Origin of the sequence: Streptomyces sp. So13.3 (assembly GCF_005860785.2) — a bacterium.
GTDB classification, from domain to species: domain Bacteria; phylum Actinomycetota; class Actinomycetes; order Streptomycetales; family Streptomycetaceae; genus Actinacidiphila; species Actinacidiphila fildesensis.
Map to the genome: position 1 here is coordinate 422,589 of NZ_CP048835.1, position 20,535 is coordinate 443,123.

The following is a 20,535-nucleotide window of genomic DNA, read 5'->3' on the forward strand; positions in this document are numbered from 1 at the left end:
CGTCAGATTCAGTTCTCCTTGATCCAGACCACGTGGTGAGGCCCGCGAGCGGTCCTTGCATGCCGGATTCAGGATCAGGCGCTGAGCGCCGTACCACCCCGTGCCCCAGGCTCCGCACCAAGCGTTGGGTCACGGATGAAACCGCCACCGGCCTTCGGAGATGACGTCCACCTTGTCGTCACTGACGCGAACAGCCGTCTCGTCGTCGATGAGGTAGATCGGGAAGTCCGCCCGCGCGGCGATGCGATCAGCCCAGGCCTCGTCCCGTTCCGGGAAATCCGGCGAGTTCAGGTGCGGCTTCAGGTACCAGTCGAAGAGACCGAACGGCGGGTCCACGGTCGTCGCGCCGAGCACATGGAGGTCAGCAGCGTCCCCGATCACGTCGGCGGAGTGCTCGGTGAGATTCCGGCTGAAGATCATCGATCCGGCACTCACTCCCACATACACCCGACTCTCCAGCACCTCCAGGAAGCCGCCGGCCAGGTCGTTGTTGGTGATGCTGCGCGCGAGGTGGTAGTGATTGCCGCCCTCGACATAGATGACGTCGGCGTGGAGCAGCCGGTCGAGCACCATCCGCCGGGGCAGGCCGTTCAGCTCCAGGACGTCGAACTCCCGCCAGCCGAGACCGTGCAGCCTGCTCATGTCCGCAACGAGCGACCCGTGGTCCCCGGGCTCGGCGAGGGACGCCGTGGGAATGTATGCGACGTTCGCCGACCCGAACGGCTTTCCCAGTGTGTCCCGCAGCGCATCCTGCAGTGTCTCGTTGCGCAGCCCGCTCGACGTCAACAGAAGCTCCATCCGGCGAGCCAACCACGGCCGACAGGCGCGCGCAACGAACTCTTGATCACCATGACTGTCCTGGCATGACGGCATCGGAAACAGGCACTCGGCCGCCGGGAACGAGCTGGCCGGGCGCCGGGCTTCGGTGCTCGCGCGCAGCGATCGGCGTGCAGCCGATGACCAGGTGTCCCCACGCTGATCGCCACCACCCGCGGTCCTGGCCGCCAGGCCTTGCGGACACCGCGTTCGATGGCCTGCTTCAGCGGCCCGCGGTGGCGCCGCCGCCCAGGCACTACTGGACAATCACCGATATTCTGGAGGCATGACGCATCCGTCGCAGAACGCCGCGAACGGACCGCCGGACGCGCTCGCCGCCGCCCGAACGGCGGTCAGCGGGTACCTGGATCGGCAGGTGGCGGTCGGCACGTCGGGCGCTGCGGACCAGCTGAGCCGATGGCAGGTCACCGGGACCACCGACGAACACATCGCCGAGGCGACCGCCCAGGCGGCCTGGGACCAGGTCGGCGACAAGCCCAGCGGTCTGTACGTGACCGGTCTCGAGGACCTGCGGAAGGAGTACGCCCGGCTCTGGCACGAGGCAGACCTCGTCACCCGCGGGTTGCAGCAGCTCGGTCATGATGTGGCCGGACTCGACATCCCCCACTCCCCGGACGACGAGGGCGCGTGAGTACGCCATAGAGGTCGATGGCCGTCCCGCTGCAGCACGGCGAACTCATCGCCGCCGGAGGCGCGCGATGAGTTCGTCGCGCTGTACGGCGAGGACAACCCGCCCCGCCCCTGACGAGGACAGCACGCGCCAGGTCACTGCCCCTCGGGCAGATTCAGCTGCCAGGAGACGCCGAAGCGGTCGTTCACCCAGCCGAACTTGGTACTGAAGCCGTACGAGCCCAGCGGCATGAGCTCCGTGCCCTGGTCGGCGAGGGCAGCGTAGAGGCGGTCGAGCTCGGCCTCGGTGTCGCAGTTGACGAACAGCGACACCGCCGGGGTGAACCCGAATTCGTGCTTGACGTAACTGTCGATGCACATGAACCGCTGTCCGGCGAGCGAGAACGTGGCGTGCTGAACCGTGCCCGCCTCACCGGGGCCGTCAGCCCCGTAGCGGGTGATGTCGACGACGCCTGAGTCCTCGAACAGCGACGTGTAGAGGGTCAGCGCCTCCTCTGCCCTGCCTTCGAACATGAGGAAGGTGGTGATCTTCTGCGGCATCGAGGCCATGGTGCTGCCCTCCGGGTGATGACGTTGGTCCTTAGAGGACGAGGCTAGGACCCACCGCTGACGCCGGCCTCACGGACACACGTCGCGGCCACTCGGGGTTGAGCCACTCGGACACATGTCCGTGGGTGCGCGGCAGGAACGCGACCCGACTGCGGTGGGGCGCCCAGCGGCCGCCCATCACGGTCGCCGCCGTACCCCGCGCCACATCCTCGGCCGGCCGCCGGCTTGCCAAAGCGGAACGTCGTTCCGTATCGTTAATCGGAACGCGGTTCCGTTTGCTCACGATGTCGGAGCAGGGGCCGCGGAGGCCACAGGGGCCGCAGCGGCCCGACGTCCAAGCCCTGTATTGCCACCACGCTTCACCCGCAATGGAGGAACACGGTCATGCAGTACCGCACTTTGGGCCGCACCGGTGTGCAGGTCAGCTCCCTCGCACTCGGCGCGATGAACTTCGGCAGGATCGGGCGCACCACCCAGGACGAGGTCACCGCCATCGTCGACGCCGCCCTTGAGGGCGGGATCAACGTCATCGACACCGCCGACGCGTACAGCGGCGGCGAGTCGGAAGAGCTGGTCGGCAAGGCCATTGCCGGCCGTCGCGACGACATCGTGCTGGCCACGAAGGCGAGCCTGCCGATGGGTGACGAGCGCAACCGTCAGGGCAGTTCGCGCCGCTGGCTGGTCACCGAGCTGGACAACAGTCTGCGCCGTCTCGGTGTCGACCACGTCGATCTCTACCAGATCCACCGGTGGGACCCGAGCACCGATGACGAGGAGACGCTGTCGGCGTTGACCGATCTGCAGCGCGCGGGAAAGATCCGCTACTTCGGTTCCTCGACGTTTCCCGCGTACCGCATCGTGCAGGCCCAGTGGGCCGCTCGCGAGTACCACCTGCGCCGTTACGTCACCGAACAGCCCAGCTACTCGATACTGCAGCGCGGCATCGAGACCCACGTGCTGCCCGTGACCGAGCAGTACGGGCTCGGGGTGCTGGCGTGGAGTCCGTTGGCCTCGGGCTGGCTGTCCGGCGCGATCCGCGAGGGCAAGGACATCACCACCAGCCGCTCCACGTTCATGCCGCAACGCTTCGACACCGCCATACCCGCCAACCGGGCCAAGCTCGATGCCGTCGAGCAGCTGGCCAAGGTCGCCGACGAGGCCGGCCTGACCTTGATCCAGCTCGCACTCGGATTCGTGACCGCGCATCCGGCCGTGACCACCGCACTGATCGGCCCCCGCACCCTGGACCACCTGCGCTCGCAGCTCGCCGCCGCCGACACCGTGCTCGCCGCCGACGTACTCGACGCCATCGATGCCGTCGTCGCCCCCGGCACCGACCTGGCCGCACACGAGAAGAACGACACCCCGCCCGCGCTCCTCGACCCGGCACTGCGGCGCCGCTGACCGCCGAGCCCACTCTCGCGGGCGGCGCCTGAGGCATCCCGACTACCGGTGCTGCCCGATGCGTTCCCCGCCCGCGCGTACCAGGAGGCCGGGGCAGCCGGCGGGGTGCTCGTGAACGAAGCTGAGCGCCGCCGCCCGCGCCGGTTTCGCTCGTTCAACTGATGGCCACGGCCCGGGCGCACCGGGAACAGCCAAGGACGGCCGCGGTCGGCTGACGGGCAGCCCCGAGCCACCACCCGCCGGCCGTCCGGAGACGGCGGGCGGGCCGTGGAGCGCCCCGCCGACGGGTGACTCACGCCGCGCGCTTCAGCTCCGCCGCACCGAAGGAGACGTCGAATCGGTCGCACCAGATGCTGACGCTGGTGTAGGTGGCCAGGTCGATGTCGGCGGGCAGGTCGTAGTTCTGGTCGCCCTTGTTGCCTTTGAGCTTGCCGAGACTGACGTGCTTCCCGTCGTCGAAGACCCGCCAGCCCGCCGTGCCCTTCTTCACCGGAGCGTCGGTGACCAGGACCCGCAGGTCGGGGCCATTGCTGGTGTCGAGACCCTCCAAACGCAACGTCCGCTTTCCGTCCGCGAGTTGGATGATGCGTACAGAACCCTTCGTCGCGTGCTCGTGGCTGATCAGCTCGCCGGTCGCAAGGACTGACGGCATCGCCCGCCCGCCATCGGCCTTGGCGGGGGCGGCGGTCGGCACCGCGTCGTTGACCGTCTCGTCCACCCACAGCTTCCACGGCTGGAACCAGTACAGGCTCACGGCCAGCAGCAGCACCGCGACGCTGGACAGGGCGATGCCCAGCGGCTTCTTCAGAAAAGTGAGCAGTGCAGTGACCGCGCGCATGATGCTGATTCCCTCTCTCGTTCTTCGAAGAGGCCGGATCCCCTGCGCCCCTTTGTGCCATCCAGCTAAGCGGAACAAGGGGTCCTGGTGCGCCCTCACGCTGATGACGAAAGTCTTACGTGGGTGCGGTGTCGTCCGGACGGAGCTGGCCGCCGATCCCACGTTCCGCAAGCGGTTCGGCCGGGAGATCGAGGCCGCGCGCCGGGTCGGCGGATTCCATACGGCGTCGGTGGTCGCCGCTGATCCCAACGGCGAGCCGCCCTGGCTGGTCACCGAGTACATCCCGGGCCCCTCGCTGCATGACGTGCTGCGCCGGCACGGCGCGCTCCCCGCCAAGACCGTCCAGACCCTGGCCATCGGTGTCGCCGACGGCCTCGAAGGCATCCATGCTTGCGGGATCGTGCACCGCGACCTCAAATCCAGCAACATCATCGTCGGCGAATCCCTCGAGTCCGCCCTCGCCATGCTGCCGTCCCACCTGTCCGAACTCGTCACCCGCTGCCTCGACCACGACCCCACCCGGCGGCCGACCCCCACCGAGGTCGTCGAGCAGCTCTCCGTGAAGGGATCGTCGGCCGGGGACCGGCTGCCGCCGCCCGTGCGCCCGATGGTCGATCTGCACAACGCGTCCACTGCGTAAGGCGATGACGGGTGCGGTGTCCCCGCCGGCGCTGGAGCGAAGCCGAATGGTCTGGCTTGAGTGAATGCCTCAGGCGGGCTTCCCCTCCTGGACGAGCTGGGGCTCACTCCGGCGGTCGGGCTGAGGGGGCTGAGGCAGTTCGGTGCGGGTGCGGACCGGGGACAGGAGGACCGGCAGGAACGCGACGGCCATCAGCCCGCCGCCCACCCACAGCGTGGTGCGCAGTCCGGCGAACTCGCCGAGCATCCCGGCCACCGCGGAGCCGACTGCGATGGCGCCGGTGAGCAGGAAGCGGAAAGTGGCGTTCATGCGGCCGAGGAGGGCGTCCGGGGTCAGTTGCTGGCGCAGACTCACACCGAGCACGTTGTCGACGCCCATCTTGAAGGTGACCAGAAGCCAGCCGGCGCCCGCCACATACAGCCACCCGCCGCGGTCGATCAGCGGCACGAGGAGGGCTGCGGGGGCCAGACACAGGCCGACGAGTCCGAGGGTGCGGCCGTAGCCGAGGCGCGCGGCGATGGCACGGGCGGTGCGGGCGCCGAGGAAGATACCGACACCGCCGATCGCCCAGTACAGGCCCAGTACTCCCTCGGGCAGGTGGAGTTCCCGCACGAACAGGATCGGAAGCAGGGTGTTCACGATCACCGCACCGAGATTGAGCACGGCTGCGGTGAAGGCGAGGGCCCGCAGCTCCGGGTTGCCCAGTACGTGCCGCAGGCCCCGGGCCATCTCCGCACGCAGGGATGTGGTGCGATCTTGTCGGGCCGGGGTCTGCTGTGATGTGCGTACGCCCATGAGTCTGATCGCCGAGGCCAGATACCCGGCGGCGCTGCACGCCACCGCGAACGGCGCGGTGAGCAGCTGAACGAGACCGCCGCCCGCGCCGCGGCCCGCGACATTGCCCGCGGCCTGAAGGCCGACCATCGCGGCATTGGCCCGCACCAGTCCGTCCCGGCTCACCAGTTGCGGCAGCATGGTCTGCGAGCCGACATCGAAGAACACGGTCGCGCAGCCGTTGAGCAGCACCACGGCGTAGAGCTGTCCGAGAGTGAGCCGATCCAGCCACCAGGCCACCGGAACGGAAACGAAGAGCACCGATCGCACCAGATCCGCGACGATCAGCACCCGCCGCTGCCGCATCCGGTCCACCCAGGCCCCAGCGGGCAGCCCGATGAACAGGAAAGCGGCCGTGCCGAGGGCTGCGAGCAGGCCCACCTGTCCGGCGCTCGCGTCCAGTGCGGTGACGGCGAGCAGCGGGACGGCGACGTACGCGATGTTGGTGCCCAACTGGCTGATCGCGGTCGCGGTGAACAGGGCGCGGAAGTCGGGTATCTGCCACAGGGAGCTCGCGGTGCTCGGTGGCCGGGCCGGTGATCTGAACATGGCGCACAAAGTGCCCCACGGTTCGCTGCGCGCCCCAATGATTTAGCGTGAACAAAATGCTGCAGATCGAGTTCACGGCCGAGGACGTGGCCCGCACCCGCTTCGCGGTCTCTCCCCTGTGGGAGGTCGTGGCCAGTGTGCGGGTCCTCAAGGGCGCCGATGAACAGGGCCTGCACCGCCGCTGGACCGACCAGGTCCGCCCCCGCCTCGCGGCCGCGAAGCTGGACCTGGCTCCGCTCTCCGCCCTGGTCCAGGTCCCCACGTACGGCATCCCCGGCTTTCTGGTCCCGCCGCCGACCACCCCGCAGCCCTCCCTCGACGTGGAACTGGCGACGCTGCGCGCGACCCCGTTCGACCTCCTGCGGACCTCCTCCGACGCGGCCCAGCCGGGAGTGGAAGCCCTGCGCGCAGACCCGGAGCGCGGCCTGGGCCGGCTCGCGGACACCATCGCCGCCTACTGGGACGTGGCGATCGCCCCGCACTGGCCGCGCATCCGTACCCTCCTCGAGGGCGACATCCTGCACCGCGCCCAACTCCTGGCCGAGGGCGGCGCCCGGCGTCTCTTCGACGACCTCGACCCCCAACTCGGCTGGGACTCCGGCACCTTGAACCTGGCGCACCGTTTCGTCAGCGGCGAGCGCACCCTGGACGGCCGCGGCCTGCTGCTGTGCCCCTCGGCCTTCATCTGGCCGCGCATCTTCTCCACGATCGGCTACGACCCCTGGCAGCCGACCCTGCGCTACCCGCCCCGCGGCGTCGGCACCCTCTGGAACCCCCGCACCGTCCCGACCCCGACCGCCCTGTCCGCCGTCCTCGGCCGCTCCCGGACCCTGCTCCTCGCCCATCTCACGACCCCCGCCACCACGACCGACCTCGCCGCCCGGACCGGCCTGACCGCCGGTGGCGCATCACAGCATCTGACGGCCATGCGAGCAGCCGGCCTGGTCACGGCCCACCGGACGGGACGCCTGGTGCTCTACGCGCGGACGAGCGTGGCAGAGGCACTGCTGACAGCCGGGGACTAGACCGTTGGTGTTGCAGCATGATCCGCCGCCGAACGCCTACGCGAAGCCGCCAGAAGGGCCAACGTTGCCTGGCCTAATCACCATCGCGGCACAGGCAGAAGGGGTGACCGGCCGGGTCGAAGAGCACCCGGACGCTCTCCTGCGGTTGGAACTCCGCCACGGTGGCGCCCAGGGCGACCGCCTCGGCGACCGCTGAGTCCAGGTCTCCGACCTGGAAGTCGAAGTGCATCATCGGGCGCTGGGCGCCGTCGACCGGTGGCCACACCGGAGCCCGATAGCCCTCCGCCTGCTGGAACACGAAGAACGGCCCTTGCGGAGAGGCGGCGACGATGGCCGTTCCCGGCTCCTCGTGCCCGATATGCCAGCCGAGAAGTTCGGCGTAGAACCTCGCCAAGCGACTGGGGTCCGCCGCTTCGATCGTGGTGCCCCACCACATACCGCCTGTTCGAGATCGCATGCCTGAGCCTAGCCCGGGCCACCGGCACAGGCACAGGAACAGGCACAACGATGCCGGCCCCCGGCCCATCTGATCGTGGGTTCATATGCGTCCCCGGGTGACGCACAGACCTGGGAGACGCGGGTCTGATCGACCTGCTCCGCGCCTGGGAGCCGGAAGAGTAGGACCTGACGGTGCACCACCTCCCGCACCGGGCCGACAGGTTCCCGTACCGGAGAAGCGCCGGCCGTCGTCGGAGTCAAAGCCCTGCCCGCCCAGCGGGTGGACTCAGTGGCCACCGGGCGTGTCGGTGACCGGCGGCAGGGACGGCCAGGGCGTGGGGCCGGCTGAAGGTGGCGGCCAGGAGTAGTCGTACGGTGGCGGGCTCCACGGTGCGTGGGCAGGCGGTGGTTTGAACGGTCCTGCCCGATTGGCCATGAGGATCAACATCGTCGCGGCGAAGACCACGCTGACGACGATAAGGGCCAGGCCGAGGGGGTTTCGGGGGTTGTAGTAGTAACGACTGGTTCCCCAGTTGCTTCGTTTGAAGACCGGCTCGTCCTCGTCATGCACAGGCTGCGTCCCAGGTCGAAGGTGTTCCGGGGCCGGCATCGTCCAGCGGGCCTCCGCTCGCTCCCGCCGGGAGCTGATGGCACTTTAGGTCAGGAGGTGCGGCCTGCCGAACGGGGGGGGGTGGTCGGGAAGTATCCCGTCACGGAGCGAGCAAGGCCGTCGCGGCGCTTCATGGCGTCGTCAGGCTCGGGGAGTTGCCGCTCGGCCTGGACGACGAAAGACAGCGACCACCTACACGCGGCGACCCGCCGCCTTCGACCGCTGCATCCCTGCGGCCGCTCAGCCCTGTCCGCTCTGCAGCGTGAGGCCCAGGCGGGATTCGGCGGCTTCCAGGGCCAGCCGGACGGCTCCCAGGGCCACGCCCTGGCCGCCCAGTTGGGAGGCGTCGATCACGGTGGGAACCAGGGTGTGGCCCTTGAGGTGGCGGCGGATCGGGTCGAGGAGGATGTCGCCGGCCTCGGAGATTCCACCGCCGATCACCAGGTGGCCGGGGTCGAGGAGAAGGAGCAGGACGGCCAGGCCGCGGGCGAAGCGGGCGGCTACCCGGTCGACGACGGCCAGGGCGACCGGGTCGCCGTCGGAGGCCGCGGTGAAGAGCGGGGCCAGGCCGCTGCGGCCGTCCGTCAGTCCGGGTGGTGCCGCGCGCCGGGCGTCGGTGTACGCCGCTGCCGCGAGGCGGCGGATCTCGGCCGCGCCGACGAGTCGTTCGAACGGTCCCATGCCGTCGGCGGGCAGCTGCGATCCGTCGGACGGCTCCACTAGCGTCACCGGTTCCGTCGGCGAGTCCAGTCGGGCGAACAGGTCGAGGAAGCCGAGTTCGCCCGCGGCCCCCGAGGCCCCGCGGAGCGGTACGCCGTCGATGATGATGCCGGTGCCGATCCGCTCGCCCCAGTGGACGAGGACCATGCTGCGGGTCTCCCGGGCCGGACCGTAACGCAGCTCGGCCAGGACGGCGAGGGTCGCGTCGTTGTCGAGCAGGACCGGGCAGCCGAGCCACTCGCGCAGCTCCGGCACAATCGCCGGCCCGGCCCAGCCCGGGATGCTCGGTGCCTTCAGCACCACCCCGCGTTCGCGGTCGACGATGCCGGGCGTTCCCGCGCAGACCGCCCACAGGTCGGTCGGTTCCAGGCCCGCCCGCCGCGCCGCCTCCGTCAGCCCTTCGCGGACCAGGGCGACGAGTTGGGGTGCGTCCGCGCCGGGCGGGACGGTGGCGCGGTGGGTCGTGAGGATCTCGCCGGAGAGGTCAGCGATGAGGACCAGCACCTTGTGCGGACCGATGTCGACGCCCGCGACATGCCCCATCTCGGAACGGAACCGGACCCGCCGGGCAGGTCTGCCGGGCCGGCCCTCCTCGCCGCTGCCGGTTCCCGTGCCGGTGCCGTCGTCCAGCGGGCCCACCAGCCCGTCGTTGCCCAGATCGGCCAGCGCCCTGGTGACGGCGGGGCGCGAAAGGCCGGTCGCCGCGGCCAGTTCGGAGACCCGGGCCGTACCGCCCGCGGCCTGCCGAAGCGCCGTCAGGACCGCCTGTCCGTTGATCCGCCGCAGCACGTGCGGTCCGGTCGCTGCCAGCTCTGACGGCATCAGATCACCCTCCCGGACACAGTGTCGCAGCCGGGATCGGGCCCGCGACCCCTTGACGGACGACTTCAGGGCTTCCATAGTATCGAACGGTTCGTTACTAACACCTCGCGGAACCCGACCGGACTAGGCGGCCTCGCATGAGATGGAAATCCAGCGCCCGCGCAACGCTCTCGTCGATCGTCCTGCTGACGGCGTCGATGTACGGAGATCCCACCGCACACGCGAATCCCAACCCCCCTTCCGTCTCAGCCGCGTTCGACCCCGCACCGGCGAGCGCAGCCCTGTCCCGGTTGCTGCCGGCCCGGGCAGCAGCGCAGTTCTCCCTCGTGCCGGTGCCGAAGCCGGCCTCCGGCGACGCCTTCACGCTCTCCGGTTCGGTCGGCGCCATCACGGTCGCGGGCACCTCGCCGGCCACGCTGCTCACCGGCGTCGGCTGGTACCTGGAGCACGTCGCGGGTGTGGACATCGGCTGGCCCGGTGACAGCCTCGGCAAGCTCCCGGCCGCCTTGCCTGCCGTGCCGGACCCGGTCACCCGCTCGGCGACGGTCCCCCACCGGTACGCCCTCAACGACACCGACGACGGCTACTCCGGCGCCTACCGCGACTTCGCCTCGTACCAGCACGAGATCGACGTGCTGGCTCTGCACGGCGTCAACGAGGTCTTCGTCCAGATGGGCGCCGAGTACCCCTATTACAAGGCGCTGCAGAGCTTCGGCTACAGCGGCGCCGAGCTGCGATCGTGGATCCCGGGCCCCGCGCACCAGGGCTGGTGGCTGCTGCAGAACATGTCCGGTTTCGGCGGACCCGTCTCGGAGCAGCTGATCAACGCCCGCGCGGCCGAGGGCCGGCAGATCACGGACCAGCTCCGCGCGCTGGGCATGACTCCGGTGCTGCCCGGCTACTACGGCACCGTGCCACCGGGCTTCACCGACAGGAATCCCGGCGCCAAGGTGGTGGCGCAGGGCGACTGGGTCGGCTTCCAGCGGCCCGACTGGCTCGACCCCACCAACGCCGTCTTCACCCGGGTCGCCGCCGCCTACTACGCCGCGCAGCGCACCCGGTTCGGTGACAGCACCCTGTACAAGATGGACCTGCTGCACGAGGGCGGGCTGCCCGGAAGCGTCAACGTGACCGACGCCGCCACCGCGGTCCAACACGCCCTGGACACCGCCCACCCGGGCGCGACCTGGGTCATCCTCGGCTGGCAGAACAACCCATCTGCCGCTGTGCTCAAGGGTGTTGACAAGGCACGCATGCTGATCGTCGACGGTCTCTCCGACCGCTACGACAACCTCGACCGCGAAACCGCGTGGGGCGGCACCCCGTACGCCTTCGGCGCCATCGACAACTTCGGCGGCCACACCAGCATCGGCGCCAACACCAGTACCTGGGTGAGCCGATTCCAGCAGTGGCTCAGCAAGAAGAACAGTGCTCTGCAGGGCATCGCCTATCTGCCGGAGGGGACCGGCGGCAACCCCGCCTCCTTCGACCTGTTCACCGAACTGGCCTGGCAACCGGGCCCCATCGACCGGACCGCCTGGTTCGCCGACTACTCGGCACGCCGCTACGGAGGCGCCGACGCTCACGCAGCTGCGGCCTGGGAGCTGCTGCGCCGCGGCCCGTACAGCACCGCGTCGGGTACCTGGAGCGAGCCGCAGGACAGCCTGTTCACCGCGCGCCCGGGGCGCACCGCGAGTCATGCTGCGGAGTGGAGCCCGGACGGCATGCGCTACGACGCGGCCACCGTGCAGAACGCACTGGCGGAACTGCTACAGGTCGCCCCGGACAAACAGGCCTCGACCGCCTACCGGTACGACCTGGTCGACGTCGCCCGCCAGGCACTGGCCAACCGCAGCCGGGTACTGCTGCCGCAGATCAACGCCGCCTACACGGCGAAGAACCTGACCCAGTTCCGCGGTCTCGTCACCGAATGGAAGGGCGATGAGGCCCTGCTCGACCAGCTCGTCTCCAGCGACCCGGCGTTCCTGCTGGGCACGTGGCTGACGAGCGCCCGCGCGTCGGGGGCCACCGCCGCGGAGAAGAGCCAACTGGAGTACGACGCCCGGTCCATCCTCACCACCTGGGGCGACAGGGCGGCCAGCGAGGCGGGCGTGCACGACTACGCCAGCCGTGAGTGGGGCGGCCTGATCTCCGATCTCTACGCCAAGCGGTGGGCGGCGTACTTCGCCTCGCTCGACACCGCACTCACCGGCGGCACTGCTCCGGTGGCGATCGACTGGTTCGCGATGGACGACAGCTGGGCCAGACAGACCAACAGCTACAGCACCTCGCCCTCCGGCGATCCGATCGCGCTGGCCCAGCACGTCAGGGACGCCCTTCCGCCCATCGCACCGTCGGGCCCGATCACCGGAATCGGCGGCGCCTGCGTCGACATCACGGGCGGCAGCACGGCCGACGGCACGCCGCTCCAGCTGTACGGCTGCAATGGGACGACTGCCCAGAGGTGGACCGTCTCGGCGGACGGCACCCTGCGGGCCAACGGCAAGTGCATGGACGTCAGGGGCGGCGCCGTGACCCCCGGCACCGTGGTGCAGCTCTACACCTGCAACGGCACTCCCGCCCAGGCCTGGACACCAAGGAGCGACGGCACGCTGCGGAACACCAAGTCCGGCCTGTGCCTCGATGCCGGCGGCGGCAGCTCCGCCAACGGCACCGCCCTGATCATCTGGACGTGCACCGGCAACGTCAACCAGCGCTGGTCGCTGCCGAGCTGAGGTCCACGACACCCCCCTCATCCCAGGTCCGTCTGCACTGCGGTGATGGAGCCGGCGTCGCCAGCCGGGACACTGGCGGGCGCCGCCCGCCAGTGTCCCGGCTCCGGGGTCAGGGCCCGTTCTCAGAGGTATTCGGTGGCGGCGTCGAGGAGCCAGTCCGCGACATAGTCGGCGAAGGAGGAACGGACGAGGAGCCAGAAGCCTCCCTTGCGGCCTACGACGACGACCTGCGCGCGGGCGAGCGTCGTCTGTGCGCAGCGGCCGGGGCCGAAGGCGCGGGGGTGCAGGTCGAGGGAGCAACCGTGGGCGAGCAGGTCGCGGGCGCGGGGGCCGGCGACCAGCAGGGTGGTGCGCTGGGCGGAGACGTCGGTGACAGCGGCAGGCTCCTCGCCGATGGCCGCACGGATCCGGCTCTCCAGGTCCTGCTGGGTGCCGGGCCGGCCGACGACGAGCCATTCATCGGGTCCGAGCCAGAGGACGGCCAGGTCACGGACGGCGTCACAGGCCCGTACCGCGGTGTCGGGTTCGAGAGGGAGCGGGAGGCCGAGCGCGAGCCCGACGGCGTCGCCGGCGGGGCCCTTGGGGTCGAGGCGGACGTTGAGCTGAGTGCGGAAGGGGAGTTCGGCCAGGCGCAGATCGCCGCTGGAGGTGCGGGTGGCGGCGGCGAAGCGGTCGGCGGCGTGCGCCAGGGGGCTGTGGCGGGTGGTCCGGGTGGCGGTCTCAGCCATCGCGGCGGGCTCCCTCGGGGTCGTAGAGGACGGGGCTGGCGACGGTCACCGGGATCAGCCGGTCGCCGACGGGGGCGTAGAGCCGCTCGCCGATGCGGTCCCGGCCGCCCTTGATGAGGGCGAGCGCGAAGGTCCGGCCGAGGGCGGCGCTGCGGTAGCTGGAGGTGACGTGACCGAGCATCGGAACGGGAGGTGCCGGGAGCACGCTGTCGGCGACGAGGTGGGTGCCCTCCGGGAGGAAGGCGCTGGGATCCTCGGGGAGCAGCCCGACGAGGTGCTTGCGGTCGGGGCGGAGGGTGTCGGCGCGGCTGTAGGACCGCTTGCCGACGAAGTCCGGCTTCTTCTTCGACACGACCCAGCTCATGCCGAGGTCCTGCGGGGTGACCGTGCCGTCGCTGTCCTGGCCGATGATCGGGTAGCCCTTCTCCGCGCGCAGGACGTGCATGGTCTCGGTGCCGTACGGGGTGATCCCGTACGGGGTCCCCGCTTCGTCGAGCGCCTCCCACAGGGCGAGGGCGTCCCACGGGGAGATGTTGATCTCGTAGGCCAGCTCGCCGGAGAAGCTGATCCGGCAGACGCGGGCCGCAATGCCCGCGACGGTCGTGTCGCGCCAGGCCATGAAGGGGAAGCTGTCGTTCTGCACGTCCAGGCCGGGGGCCAGGCCGCCGAGGACCTCACGGGAACGGGGACCGACGAGAGCGACGGTGGCCCACTGCTCGGTGACGGAGGTGCAGCGGACCCGCAGGTCGGGCCATTCCGTCTGCAGCCACTCCTCCATCCACTCCAGGACGGCGGCCGCGTTGCCCGTGGTGGTGGTGACGATGTAGCGGTCGTCGGCGAGGCGGATGGCGGTGCCGTCGTCGAAGATCATGCCGTCCAGGCGGGCCATGACGCCGTAGCGGATCATGCCGACCTTCAGGGTGCTCATCATGTTGGTGTAGATCCGGTCGAGGAAGACCCCGGCGTCCGGGCCCTGGACGTCGATCTTGCCGAGGGTGGAGGCGTCCATGAAGGCCACGCCCTCGCGGGCGGCACGGCATTCGCGCAGGACGGCGGTCTCCATGTCCTCCCCGGACAGCGGGTAGTACCACGGGCGCTTCCACTGGCCGACGTTCTCGAAGCGCGCACCGTGAGCGGTGTGCCAGGGGTGGAGGGCGGTGAGGCGGGCCGGGTCGTGGAGGACACCTCGGTCGCGGCCCGCGAGGGTGGCGAAGGAGACCGGGGTGTACGGGGGCCGGAAGGTGGTCGTGCCGAGGACGGAGATGTCGACACCGAGGAGGTGGGCGACGGTGCCCGACGCCAGTACGCCGGAGGTCTTGCCCTGGTCGTTGGCGGTGCCGGCGGTGGTGTAGCGCTTGGTGTGCTCGACGGACCGCATCCCGGTGCCGGCGGCCCGCGTGAGGTCGGCGACGGTGACATCGCGCTGAAGGTCGACGAAGCTCGACGCCTCGGCGGCGCCCGGGACCACATGGACGTGCGCGGGCGGGGAGGCCGGCTCGGCTGTCACCGGCGGGAGTTGGGAGGTCGCAGCCGGGTAGCCCGCGGCCTCGATGGCACGGATGCCGGCCGCGGCGCCCTCGGCGAGGACCGCTGCCAGGTCGAAGACGCCGTTGGCGGTGCCCGCCACCTCGACCGCCTGCCGGCAGCTGTCGGGGACGAAGGAGCCGAGGGCGTCGTCGTAGCGGAGCTTGCCGCCGGCCTGGCTGAACAGGTGCGCCACGGGGTTCCAGCCGCCGGAGACCAGGAGCAGGTCGGCGGTGAACTCGCGCTGCGGTGCGTCGGACCCGCCCGATCCCTGCGATCCGTCCGGCCCTTCCGATCCGTACGGCGCGACGGTGACCGAGGTGAGGCGGTCCCCGCCCTGTGTGCCGATGACCGCGTGGCCCGCAAGGACTTCGACACCGGGGACCTGCGCGCCCGGCTCGCGGCGGGTGTCGACGATCGCCACGACGTCCACGCCCGCGGCGGCGAGGTCACGGGCGGCGGCGTAGGCGCTGTCGTTGGTGGTGAAGACGACGGCCCTGCGCCCAGGGACGACTCCGTAGCGGTTGACGTAACTACGGGCTGAAGCGGCCAGCATGACGCCCGGGCGGTCGTTGTCGGCGAAGGCGAGGGAGCGCTCGTGGGCACCGGTGGCGAGGACGACTCGGCGGGCGCGGATGCGCCAGACGCGCTCGCGGGAGACGTTGTCCGGGGCGTGGGCGCCAAGGTGGTTGGTGCGGCGCTCCACGGCGAGGAGGTGGTTGTCGTCGTAGTAGCCGAAGACGGTGGTGCGGCGCAGGACGCGTACGTCCGCGCTCGCTTCGAGCAGCGCCGCGACCTCGGCCGGCCAGGAGGGGAGCCGGCCGGTGCTGAGGAGGCTTCCGCCGAGCTCGGGCTGGTCGTCGGCGAGGATGACGCGGGCACCGCTGCGGGCGGCGGCCGCGGCCGCGGCCAGTCCGGCCGGACCCGCGCCGACGATCAGCACGTCGCAGTGGGCGTGCACGGCGTCGTAGCGGGCGGGGTCGGGCTCGGTGGCGAGCCGTCCCCTGCCGGGGAGGCCGGTCGCGACGAGGCCGTCGTACAGCTCGACGGTCGTCGCGGGGAGCATCGGCTCGGGGAAGGGCTCCTCGATCTGGATGACGGCGTTGGGTTCTTCGACACCGGCGGAGAAGATGCCGCGGGGGCGGCCGAGCTTGATGCTGGTGTTGGTCCGGATGACGCCGTTGGCGAGGAGGGCGGAGGCGAGGGTGTCGCCGGGATGGCCTTCGTAGGCGACTCCGTCGAAGGTGAACGCCAGCCGGTCACTGCGCGCGATGCGGCCACCGGTGGCGCGCCGGAACGGCTGGGTCTCCCCCGCCCGGTCCCGTTCCGAAACCGGGGACTCCACCTCTGGACCCCCAGGCTTCGTGGTCGGCTGCGGGCCGGTGGTCGTGTTGCGCCCACCCTCCCCCAACTCACCGCGCTCGCCACGCGGAGCGGTCTGCCCGCAGCGAGGTTCGATGAACTCGTTCGTCGACGTGTCACGTACCGCGTTGAACCACCGGCGGCACCCCGCCGAGTGCATCCAGCGCTCGGCGAAGGGCCCCTTGGGGTTGTCGCGGAAGAAGAGGTAGCGGGCCCACTGCTCGTCCGTCAGGGCCGAGGGGTCCTCGGGGTAGGCGAGGTGCGCCTGACCGCCGTAGTGGAACTCGGCCTCGTCGCGGGGTCCGCACCAGGGGCATGGGATGAGCAGCATGGTTTCGGGCTCCTCAGTGGGCTACCGCGGCCGCGCCGTGCTCGTCGACGAGCGCGCCGGTGGTGAAACGGTCGAGCGAGAAGGGGGCGTTGAGGTGGTGCGGGGCGTCGTGGGCGATGGTGTGGGCGAAGACCCATCCCACGCCGGGGGTGGCCTTGAAACCACCGGTGCCCCAGCCGCAGTTGAGGTACAGGTTGTCCACCGGGGTCAGGCCGACGATCGGTGAGGCGTCGGGGCTGACGTCGACGATGCCGCCCCAGGTGCGCAGCACGTGCGCGCGGGCGAAGACGGGGAAGAGCTCCAGCGCGGCGGACATCTGCTCTTCGATGATGTGGAAGGCGCCGCGCTGGGTGTAGGAGTTGTACGAGTCGATGCCCGCGCCCATGACGAGCTCGCCCTTGTGGGCCTGGCTGACGTAGACGTGCACGGCGTTGGACATCACCACGGTGGGGTGGACGGGCTCCAGCAGCTCACTCACCAGCGCCTGCAGCGGATGGCTCTGCAGCGGCACCTCGAAGCCCGCCATGGCGGCGAGGACCGACGAATGGCCCGCCGAGCAGAGCGCGACCTTTCCCGCCGCGATCGGGCCGAGGGTGGTCTGAACCCCGATCACCCGGCCGCCGGCGATGTCGATGCCGGTGACTTCGCAGTTCTGGATGATGTCGATGCCGGCGGCGTCCGCCGAGCGGGCGAGGCCCCAGGCGACGTGGTCGTGCTTGGCGATGCCCGCGCGGGGCTGGTACGTGGCGCCCATCACCGGGTAGCGCACGTCCGGGGAGATGTTGACGATCGGGCAGACCTCTTGGACCTGCCGCGGGTCGAGCCATTCGGCATCGACGCCGTTGAGGCGGTTGGCCTCCACGCGGCGGACGCTGTCGCGCACGTCCTGGAGGCTGTGGGCGAGGTTGAGTACGCCGCGCTGGGAGAAGAGGATCGGGTAGTCCAGCTCCTCCTCCAGGCCCTCCCAGAGCTTGAGCGCGTGCTCGTAGATCCCGGCGCTCTCGTCCCAGAGGTAGTTGGAGCGGATGATGGTGGTGTTGCGGGCCATGTTGCCGCCCGCGAGCCAGCCCTTCTCCAGGATCGCGACGTTGGTGATGCCGTGGTTCCTGGCCAGGTAGTGGGCGGTGGCGAGGCCGTGTCCGCCGCCGCCGACGATGATGACGTCGTACGACTTCTTCGGTTCGGGCGTGCGCCACAGCCAGTCGGGGTGCTCGGGGAGATCGGCGCCGGGGGTGCGGGGGCTCATCGGGCGTCTCCTGACTAGCCGCGGAGGCGGGACATGGACGGGTCGAACAGCGGCTCGTCGGCGACCTGCGCGGCGACCCGCTGATCGAAGTAGCCGACGTGCAGCACGTGCCCGGGGGTGGCGAGCTCGGCCGGGAGCCAGGCGTAGGCGATGCCTTTGCCGATGGTGTACCCGTAGGAGGCACTGGTGACGTAGCCGACGGGGCGGTCGCCGTCGTAGACGGGTTCCTTGCCCATGACGACGGCGGACGGGTCGTCGATCGTCAGGCACGTCAGGCGGCGCTTCACCTCCGCCTTGCGACGCTCGAGGGCCGCCTTGCCGATGAAGTCGGGCTTGTCGAGCTTGACGGCGAAGCCGACGCCGGCTTCATAGGGGTCGTGCTCGTAGGTCATGTCGGTTCCGAAGGAGCGGTAGCCCTTCTCCAGGCGCAGGCTGTTGAAGGCTCCGCGGCCGGCGATGATGCCGCCGAGCGGCCGGGCGGCGGCCCACAGCGTGTCCCAGAGTTTCAGGCCGTGGTCGGCCGTGGTGTAGAGCTCCCAGCCGAGTTCGCCGACGTACGACAGCCGCATCGCTGTGACCGGCACGGAGCCGATGTGGGCGCGCTTGGCGCGGAAGTACTTCAGGCCGTCGTTGGAGAAGTCGCAGTCGGCCAGCGGCTGCAGGACCTGGCGGGCGAGCGGGCCCCACAGGCCGATGCAGCAGGTGCCGGGGGTGATGTCGCGGACGGCGACCGAACCGTCGTCCGGGAGGTGGCGGGTGAACCAGTCGTGGTCGAGATTGCCGTTCGCGCCGACCTGGAAGAGGTCACGGGCGAGGCGGGCGATCGTGACGTCGCTGCGGATGCCACCGTCCTCGTCCAGGAGGAGCGTGTACGTCACCGAGCCGACGGACTTGTCGATCTTGCCGGTGGACAGCCGCTCCAGGAAGGCCGCCGCGCCGCGTCCGCTGACCTCCAGGCGCTTGAGGGCCGTCATGTCGTACATCGCGACGGTCTCGCGGGTGGTCTGGGCCTCGGCGCCGACGATCGGGGACCAGTAGCGGGCGGCCCAGTCGTTGGGGGTGGGGATGGAACGGCCCTCGACCAGTGCGGCGTTGGCCTCGTACCACTGGGGGCGCTCCCAGCCGTTCGCCTCGAGGAAGACAGCACCGAGCTCCTGCTGCCGTCCGTAGAAGGGGCTGGTGCGGATCGGGCGCGGGGCGCCCGGCGGCTGGAGCGGGTGGAGGATGTCGTACACCTCGACGAAGTTCTGGCAGTCGCGGGCGAGGACGTACTCCGGGGAGAGCTGGTGCGGCTCGAACCGGTTGACGTCGCACTCGTGCAGGTCGAAGGAGGAACAGTAGCCGTCGACCAGCCATTCGGAGACGGCCCGCGCCACGCCGGCGGAGTGGGTGACCCAGACGGCCTCGGCGACCCAGAAGCCCTTCACCTCCGGTGACTCGCCCAGGAGGGGAAGCCCGTCTGTGGTGAAGGAGAACAGGCCGTTGATGCCCTCCTCGATCTTGGCTTCGCGGGTGGCGGGGAGGAGGGACTGCGTTTCGGTCCAGGCGTCCGCGAAGTCGCCCTCGGTGAACTTCAGCACCGACGGCATCTCGTCGGCCGCGTCCGCTGCCTGCACCGAGCGGATGTCGTCGACGGAGACCGGCATCGGGCGGTGACCGTAGGAGCCGATGCCGATACGGTCAAAGCGGTCGCGGTAGTAGAGGTCGGCGTCCTGGTGGCGCAGGATCGGGCGGACGGCCTCCTCCGTCTGGCCTTCCAGGGCGGGCACCGGGCCGGTCCACGCGAGCTGGTGGGCGAGCGGGGTGAGCGGGAGGTTCATGCCGACCATGCGGGCGATCTTCGGGCCCCAGATGCCGGCGCAGCACACGACGATGTCGGCGGGGATCTCGCCCTGGTCGGTGCGGACGCCGCTGACGCTTCCGTCGCTCTGCAGCACGTCGAGGACTTCGTGGCGGGCGAGGAAACGGACACCGCGCTCCTTCGCCTGCCGGATCTGCGCCTCGACCGCGAGCACGGACTTGGCGAGGCCGTCCGTGGGCACCAGCAGCCCGCCGAGGACTCGCGAGGGGTCCACGAGCGGGTGGAGTTCCACGCACTCCTCGGAGCTCAGCAGCCGGGCTTCGACGCCCCAGGCGGTGATCCAGCCGTGGCGGCGGTGGAGTTCGGTGAGGCGGTCGGTCGTGGTGGCCACTTCGAGGCCGCCGACCTGGAGGAAGCAGGGCTGGCCGTCGACGTCGAGGGAGCAGAACTTCTCGACGGTGTAGCGGGCGAGTTCGGTCATCGTCTTGGAGGAGTTGGTCTGGAAGACCAGACCCGGGGCGTGCGACGAGGAGCCTCCGGTGGCGGGGAGCGGGCCCTGGTCGACGACCGTGATCTCCGTCCAGCCCGCGGCGGACAGTTCGTCCGCCAGCGCCGCTCCCACGACGCCCGCTCCGATGATGACCACTCGGGGTCCCGCCATCGCCGCACCTCCGCCTTACAGCAGTCCGAGTTGCTTTCAGCGCAACAAGCTTCAGGTTGCGCAACTCAATGTGCCGGTCCCTCCGGGAGGTGTCAAGGGGGCAAACGACAGTGCCCGGAGGGCTGTCGGAACAGCTCTCCGGGCACTGCGGTGTGCTCTCGCCGACGTGCGTCACGCCGGTGGTCAGGTGGGGCTCCCCCGGACGTCGTCCGGGAGGTCGCCGACGGAACGTTTCTCCCGCCACCCGACAG

General features: G+C 70.5%; 15 protein-coding genes. 5 read left to right on the forward strand and 10 right to left on the reverse strand.

What is annotated here, in order from left to right; translation table 11 throughout:
• Positions 1–129: 129 nt before the first annotated feature.
• Positions 130–798 (reverse strand): Type 1 glutamine amidotransferase-like domain-containing protein, encoded by a 669-nt coding sequence (locus C8250_RS02005; RefSeq protein WP_138351813.1) that lies wholly within the window; start codon positions 796–798, stop codon positions 130–132.
• A gap of 304 nt (positions 799–1,102) precedes the next feature.
• Between C8250_RS02005 and C8250_RS02010 the strand changes: the two genes are divergently transcribed.
• Positions 1,103–1,468: a hypothetical protein gene (locus C8250_RS02010; RefSeq protein WP_138351814.1), complete on the forward strand. Its 366-nt coding sequence runs from the start codon at positions 1,103–1,105 to the stop codon at positions 1,466–1,468.
• Positions 1,469–1,602: 134 nt separating this feature from the next.
• On the opposite strand, the gene C8250_RS02015 is transcribed toward C8250_RS02010, so the two are convergent.
• Positions 1,603–2,007: a VOC family protein gene (locus tag C8250_RS02015; protein WP_232485746.1), complete on the reverse strand. Its 405-nt coding sequence runs from the start codon at positions 2,005–2,007 to the stop codon at positions 1,603–1,605.
• A gap of 393 nt (positions 2,008–2,400) precedes the next feature.
• Here C8250_RS02015 and C8250_RS02020 point away from each other — a divergent pair, with 393 nt between their 5' ends.
• Positions 2,401–3,420 carry an aldo/keto reductase gene (locus C8250_RS02020; protein ID WP_138351816.1) on the forward strand — a complete coding sequence of 340 codons (1,020 nt, stop codon included), beginning with the start codon at positions 2,401–2,403 and terminating at the stop codon, positions 3,418–3,420.
• Between the two features lie 292 nt (positions 3,421–3,712).
• On the opposite strand, the gene C8250_RS02025 is transcribed toward C8250_RS02020, so the two are convergent.
• A complete protein-coding gene (locus C8250_RS02025; protein WP_138351817.1) occupies positions 3,713–4,258 on the reverse strand; it encodes a DM13 domain-containing protein in 546 nt (181 codons plus the stop codon).
• Positions 4,259–4,361: 103 nt separating this feature from the next.
• Between C8250_RS02025 and C8250_RS02030 the strand changes: the two genes are divergently transcribed.
• Positions 4,362–4,898, forward strand: a complete 537-nt coding sequence (locus C8250_RS02030; protein ID WP_244808943.1) for a protein kinase — start codon at positions 4,362–4,364, stop codon at positions 4,896–4,898.
• A 69-nt stretch (positions 4,899–4,967) separates the two neighbouring features.
• Here C8250_RS02030 and C8250_RS02035 read toward each other — a convergent pair whose 3' ends face one another.
• Positions 4,968–6,281: an MFS transporter gene (locus tag C8250_RS02035; RefSeq protein ID WP_138351819.1), complete on the reverse strand. Its 1,314-nt coding sequence runs from the start codon at positions 6,279–6,281 to the stop codon at positions 4,968–4,970.
• 56 nt (positions 6,282–6,337) lie between these two features.
• Here C8250_RS02035 and C8250_RS02040 point away from each other — a divergent pair, with 56 nt between their 5' ends.
• Positions 6,338–7,306, forward strand: coding sequence for an ArsR family transcriptional regulator (locus C8250_RS02040; protein WP_138351820.1), 969 nt, complete (start codon positions 6,338–6,340; stop codon positions 7,304–7,306).
• A 73-nt stretch (positions 7,307–7,379) separates the two neighbouring features.
• Here C8250_RS02040 and C8250_RS02045 read toward each other — a convergent pair whose 3' ends face one another.
• A complete protein-coding gene (locus C8250_RS02045) occupies positions 7,380–7,763 on the reverse strand; it encodes a VOC family protein (RefSeq protein WP_232485744.1) in 384 nt (127 codons plus the stop codon).
• 831 nt (positions 7,764–8,594) lie between these two features.
• Entirely contained in the window at positions 8,595–9,896 is a 1,302-nt protein-coding gene (locus tag C8250_RS02050; RefSeq protein WP_187144699.1) for an ROK family transcriptional regulator, read from the reverse strand.
• A 137-nt stretch (positions 9,897–10,033) separates the two neighbouring features.
• Between C8250_RS02050 and C8250_RS02055 the strand changes: the two genes are divergently transcribed.
• Positions 10,034–12,631, forward strand: coding sequence for an alpha-N-acetylglucosaminidase (locus C8250_RS02055; RefSeq protein ID WP_138351823.1), 2,598 nt, complete (start codon positions 10,034–10,036; stop codon positions 12,629–12,631).
• Positions 12,632–12,753: 122 nt separating this feature from the next.
• Here C8250_RS02055 and C8250_RS02060 read toward each other — a convergent pair whose 3' ends face one another.
• Genes C8250_RS02060 through C8250_RS02075 form a run of 4 tightly spaced genes read right to left on the reverse strand, consistent with a single transcriptional unit; the run spans position 12,754 to position 20,284 of the window.
• Positions 12,754–13,359 carry a sarcosine oxidase subunit gamma family protein gene (locus C8250_RS02060; protein WP_138351824.1) on the reverse strand — a complete coding sequence of 202 codons (606 nt, stop codon included), beginning with the start codon at positions 13,357–13,359 and terminating at the stop codon, positions 12,754–12,756.
• Positions 13,352–16,576, reverse strand: coding sequence for a sarcosine oxidase subunit delta (locus tag C8250_RS02065; protein ID WP_138351825.1), 3,225 nt, complete (start codon positions 16,574–16,576; stop codon positions 13,352–13,354). The genes C8250_RS02060 and C8250_RS02065 overlap by 8 nt, the downstream gene beginning before the upstream one ends.
• A 13-nt stretch (positions 16,577–16,589) precedes the next feature.
• Positions 16,590–17,822 (reverse strand): sarcosine oxidase subunit beta family protein, encoded by a 1,233-nt coding sequence (locus tag C8250_RS02070; protein ID WP_138351826.1) that lies wholly within the window; start codon positions 17,820–17,822, stop codon positions 16,590–16,592.
• A 14-nt stretch (positions 17,823–17,836) separates the two neighbouring features.
• On the reverse strand, positions 17,837–20,284 hold the full coding sequence (locus tag C8250_RS02075; RefSeq protein WP_138351827.1) for an FAD-dependent oxidoreductase: 2,448 nt from the start codon (positions 20,282–20,284) through the stop codon (positions 17,837–17,839).
• Positions 20,285–20,535 lie beyond the last annotated feature (251 nt).